This is a genomic window from Pseudochelatococcus sp. B33, assembly GCF_053570585.1.
The window spans coordinates 1-1,740 of record NZ_JBSEFH010000071.1; the positions used below are offsets into that span (position 1 = coordinate 1).

Genomic DNA, 1,740 nt, shown 5'->3' on the forward strand with positions numbered 1-1,740 from the left:
AGGGTCGGGCGGAGGGGCAACCTCGCGAGCCACCCCGATTGCGGCAAGCTCCTCGTCCGACCACGCGGCGATGATCGCCCATGGATGGAGCGTGTCGGAGGCATCGCGGAATGGCTTGCCCCATGGCAACGGCTCAGTCACGCCGCTCCGAGTGATTAGATAGGACACGGATTAATACTCCAGTTGACAGGTAAGGATTTCGCCACCTACGCCTACGGCAACAACTACATCATCGCTGGATGTAAGTCCGTTTGGCTGTATACCATTTGACGATGATATGCCTGTATTAGATAGTTGCCAGATGATACCGTCATATGAATAGTATGCGCCAGTCGCCGCGTCTGATATACCGACAAACATGCCGTTAATATATAAGATATTTATCAGATTATTTCCTCTGTATGCTGGCGGAACAGTTCTCTGTGTCCATTGCGTCAAATTTGTGGATGTCCTGATAATTCCAGCGCCGACTGCCACCCACAGACCGTCTCCATAGACTGCGCCGAAATGACCAACATTCGTGTTAGAAACCGAAGACCACGACTGACCGCTGTTGGTCGAGTACCTTATGCCCGAGTTGCTACTTGGAGTGCTGACGTGCACAATATCGCTGCCATTGGCGGCTGAAGCATAAATACGGCCCGTGCCAACGCCGCTCGTAATCTGTGACCATGTCCCTGTAAAATTAGTGGTTCTATATACTCTGCCATTGCCCATACCAATAACATAATACTGACCATTGAAATCAATAGTGCCATTAAAACTGCCTGTATATCCTATATTTCCTACAGTCCATGACGCCCCATTGCTGGAATGCAATCGCATGCCGCTGACGCCTACAGCTCTCCAATCCGATCCATCATGTATAATTTTTATTATAGTATTTGTAGTACCGGATGTAATTCTGCTCCACGTCACGCCGTTATTCACTGATTGCTGTATCTCTCCATTATCGCCAACAATCAGGAAAACGCCGTCATGGTAAGCCGCGCCGTGAAATGCGCCGCTGAATCCACCCGCGGGGGTGCGCTTGGTCCATGTTCCAAGCTGCGGCGGGCCGCCCTTCTTTTTCGCGGCCATCCACCAGGGGCTCCCCCTGAGCAACACCATGGTCAAAGCTCCGGCGTGATGTGGCCATGGACAAGGGATGTCGTGATCACGTCGTAGATCACCTTGAATCCCTTGCCGCTGTCAGTTGGCAGGTCGGCGTTTCCAAACAACCTCCAGTTCGACGCGAACGACAGCGTTTGGAGCGCCGAGCGCGACATAGTGATGGTCCCCTGCTGCCCCGGTTTTCCGTTCGTTGGGTTGCCCAACGTCCGGTTTCCGCTGATCGTCACCGTGAAGTTGATGCCGGTCGACAGGTCGAGTGCGATCGTGGCGGCGTCTGTGAGCGCAACAGGCGCCATCGCTAACCATACAAGCTCCGGGGAGAGAAATACGTCGGCGCCCAAACCGGCGTGGATGGCGGAGACAATGGCGGCTGTAGGGGATTCCGCACCCCTACCGACCACTTCGAAGGTCGAAGCGGACTGCGCCTGCACGATGTAATATGCGCCGCCGTCCTGCACCACGTAGAGCTGGCGGGGCACCAGTATCCCCGCCGAGACCCGCGCCTGCATCTCGGCAGGCGTCCTCAATGGGTGCTGATAGGCGATAGACATCAGAGGTCACCGCCGTTGAGGACGACGTTGTTCAACGTGACATTGGAAAGCGTGCCGCCGGTGATGTCGACGTCGG

2 protein-coding genes are annotated in these 1,740 nt (G+C 54.9%); both read right to left on the reverse strand.

The window, feature by feature from the left end:
• Positions 1-171: 171 nt before the first annotated feature.
• Positions 172-1,080 (reverse strand): WD40/YVTN/BNR-like repeat-containing protein, encoded by a 909-nt coding sequence (locus tag ACUSIJ_RS29555; protein WP_449311992.1) that lies wholly within the window; start codon positions 1,078-1,080, stop codon positions 172-174.
• 32 nt (positions 1,081-1,112) lie between these two features.
• On the reverse strand, positions 1,113-1,664 hold the full coding sequence (locus tag ACUSIJ_RS29560) for a hypothetical protein (protein WP_449311993.1): 552 nt from the start codon (positions 1,662-1,664) through the stop codon (positions 1,113-1,115).
• Positions 1,665-1,740 lie beyond the last annotated feature (76 nt).